At 75.4% G+C, this 2,841-nt stretch carries 3 protein-coding genes; 1 reads left to right on the top strand and 2 read right to left on the bottom strand.

Annotation, left to right across the window (positions count from 1 at the left end; translation table 11 throughout):
- Nucleotides 1–15: 15 nt before the first annotated feature.
- Both ACFUEL_RS37925 and ACFUEL_RS37920 read right to left on the bottom strand, forming a co-directional pair.
- Complete coding sequence (locus ACFUEL_RS37925) at nucleotides 16–1,086, bottom strand: methyltransferase (RefSeq protein WP_380242507.1); 1,071 nt, start codon at nucleotides 1,084–1,086, stop codon at nucleotides 16–18.
- A 76-nt stretch (nucleotides 1,087–1,162) separates the two neighbouring features.
- Nucleotides 1,163–2,275 carry a nitrous oxide reductase family maturation protein NosD gene (locus ACFUEL_RS37920; RefSeq protein ID WP_380242505.1) on the bottom strand — a complete coding sequence of 371 codons (1,113 nt, stop codon included), beginning with the start codon at nucleotides 2,273–2,275 and terminating at the stop codon, nucleotides 1,163–1,165.
- A 235-nt stretch (nucleotides 2,276–2,510) separates the two neighbouring features.
- Here ACFUEL_RS37920 and ACFUEL_RS37915 point away from each other — a divergent pair, with 235 nt between their 5' ends.
- A complete protein-coding gene (locus ACFUEL_RS37915) occupies nucleotides 2,511–2,780 on the top strand; it encodes a hypothetical protein (RefSeq protein WP_380242504.1) in 270 nt (89 codons plus the stop codon).
- The last annotated feature ends 61 nt before the right edge of the window (nucleotides 2,781–2,841 follow it).

The following is a 2,841-nucleotide window of genomic DNA, read 5'->3' as shown; positions in this document are numbered from 1 at the left end:
GCTCCGCGCCCCCCGCTACGGCACCGTGCAGGAGAAGGCGTGCAGGTACGGGTTGACCGGCTCGACCGCGTCCAGGCGCAGCCCCGACTCGGCGATCAGCGCGGTCAGGCTGCCCAGGGTGTGCTTGGCGCCGCCGACGTTCAACAGCAGCAGCAGGTCCATCGCGGTGGTGAACCGCATCGAGGGGGAGTCGTCCACCAGGTTCTCCACGATCACCACCCGGGCCCCCGGACGGGCCACCTCGCGCAGGTTGCGCAGCGTCCGGCGGGTCGAGTCGTCGTCCCACTCCAGGATGTTCTTCACCAGGTACAGGTCCGCCTGCACCGGCACCGCGGCCCGGCAGTCGCCCGGCACCAGCCGGGCCCGCTCGGCCAGCGAACCGCCGGGCCGCAGCCGCTCGTCCGCGTGCTCCACCACCTTCGGCAGGTCCAGCAGGGTGCCGTGCAGGCCGGGGTGGCGCTCCATCAGCTCGGCCAGCACCTGGCCCTGGCCGCCGCCGACGTCGGCCACCGAGGCGACGCCCGACAGGTCCAGGAAAGCGGCCAGGTCCTGCGCGGACTGCCGGCTGGACTGGGTCATCGCCCGGTTGAACAGCGCCGCGGACTCCGGCGCGTCGTCGTGCAGGTACTGGAAGAACTCCTTGCCGAAGGCGTCGCCGAACACGCTGCGCCCGGTGCGCACCGCGTCGTCCAGCCGGGACCAGGACTGCCACGTCCACGGCTCGGTGCACCACAGCGCGATGTCGCGCAGGCTGCCCGGCTCCTCGGCCCGCAGCAGGCGCGACAGCGGGGTGTGCCGGTAGCGGCCGTCGGCGTCCTCGGCGAACACCCCGTAGCAGGCCAGCGCGCGCAGCAGCCGCCGCAGCGGGCCGGGCTCGACGCCCAGCCGCTCGGCCAGCGCCCCGGCGTCGGCGGGCTCCTCCTGCAGGGCGTCCGGCAGCCGCAGGCTGGCGGCGGCGCGGACCGCGCCCGCGCAGGCGGCGCCGAACACCAGCTCGCGCAGCAGCATCCCGGGCGGGACGGCCGGGTCGGTCGGCAGGGCGGCGGCGGACGCCGCCGCGGTGGGTGCGGTGGGTGCGGTGGTCATTGGGCACGGGCCTTTCGTCTGAGGGGGGAACTTCGTCGGAGGGGAACTTCGTCGGAGGGGGAACGGGGAGAGCCGGTCAGCAGTGGCCGGCTGGTTCGGAGGTGCCGCAGGCGTTCTCGGTGAACGCGTTGCCGGTGCCGCGCGGGTCCCGGTCAGCGAGGTCGGCGGGCAGGTTGTCGCGCAGCGCGTTGCCGGTGACGGTGGCTCGGGCGTTGGGCGCGCCGACCGCGCTCGGGTAGAGCACGATGCCGCCCGACATCGGGGACGTTCCGGTGTGGTCGGTGACCTGGTTGCCGGAGACCGTGACGTCCTCGGTGCCGGTCAGCAGGATGCCGGTGCCCTGGACGGAGTCGAGCCGCGGGATCGGCGGGCAGTACCGGTTGTTCGCCCGCACCACGTTGTCCCGGACGGTCAGCGCCCCGGCCCGCGGCACCCCGTCGTCACCGACCACGAAGACGCCGCCGCAGTTGCCGAACGCCAGGTTCGCCTCCACCGTCAGACCGCGGACCCGGCGCAGCTGCAGGCCGATCCGGTTGCCGGCCAGCCGGTTCTCGGACACCTCGGTGCCCCGCGTCTCCAGGGCGCCGCCCTTGCGGTCGTACCAGTTGGCGACGAAGATCCCGGCCTGGCCGTTGTCCCGGGCCTCGTTGTCGGTCAGCGCGGTGCGCGTCGACATCTCGACACTGATGCCCTGCCGCCCGTTGTCGCGCACCGTCACCCTGCGCACCGTCAGCCGGTCGGTGACGGCCGCGCCGATGCCGTTGCGCGGGAAGCCGGCCACCGTCAGCGACTCCACCACCGTGCCCGACAGCGTCCGCACCGGCACGCCCCGCTCGTCCGCGCTGCCCGTCACGCAGACGCCGTCGCCGGCCCGCGCGCAACTGCTCTGGTCGGCCGGTTCGGGCACCAGGACGGTGGCGGCGCCCCGGCCGCGCAGGGTCACGCCGTCGGTGGCCAGGGTCACGCTGCCCGGGTAGCGGCCCGCGTCCAGCTCCACCACGTCGCCCGGGGCGGCCGCGTCCAGCGCGGCCTGCACGGACGAGCCGGGTGGGACCCGGTACACGGTCGGACCGGTGGGGGCGGCGGCCGCCGGGGCGGCGGCCAGCGCGGCGGGCACCGAGGCGGCGCAGGACAGCAGAACGGCGGCGACCCGCACCAGCGGGCGGGTCGGAGCGAGGAGAGCAGTCATTGGAGAGGAGCCGGCTTCCGGACGTCGCGGTCGCGGACGGCATGCGGCACGTCCGCCGCCTCGAAGCTATGGTCGCGCCCCCGCCCCGGCCAGCCGGGTTCGCGCGCACGGGTTGTCCGCACCCGCCGACCGGGTGGCGGCCGCCGACCGGGGCGGGCCCCGCCCGTACACCCGATCGGGGGGCTCTGCGGCCGGGCAGCGGGCCCGCACCGGCGGCCCGAACCACTATGGACCCATGGACACCCACACTGGACGAACCGCCGAACGGATCGCAGAACGGACCGAGTTCCGGCCCGCCGACCTCCTGCCCGACGAGGCCGCCGACGCCTTCGCCGAGGCGCTCGCCGACGCCCTGGCCGAACCGTCCCACCCAGGCACCGGCCCCGACACCGGCTCTGGCCCCGACATCGACACCGGCATCGGCATCGGTCCCGACACCGAGGCGTACGGCGCGGAGGACCCCGGCTGCGACTACGAGGACGTCATCCTCCGGTCCGTCAACTGAACACCCGCGACGCGGTGCGGAGCCCGCGACAGCAAGGCGCCCGCGCGCTCGGTACCGGCTG

Source organism: Kitasatospora sp. NPDC057198 (assembly GCF_042670125.1).
In the GTDB taxonomy this organism is placed as follows: Bacteria; Actinomycetota; Actinomycetes; order Streptomycetales; family Streptomycetaceae; genus Kitasatospora.
The sequence above is the reverse complement of the archived record's forward strand: the minus strand, read 5'-3'. Positions and strand labels throughout refer to the sequence as shown.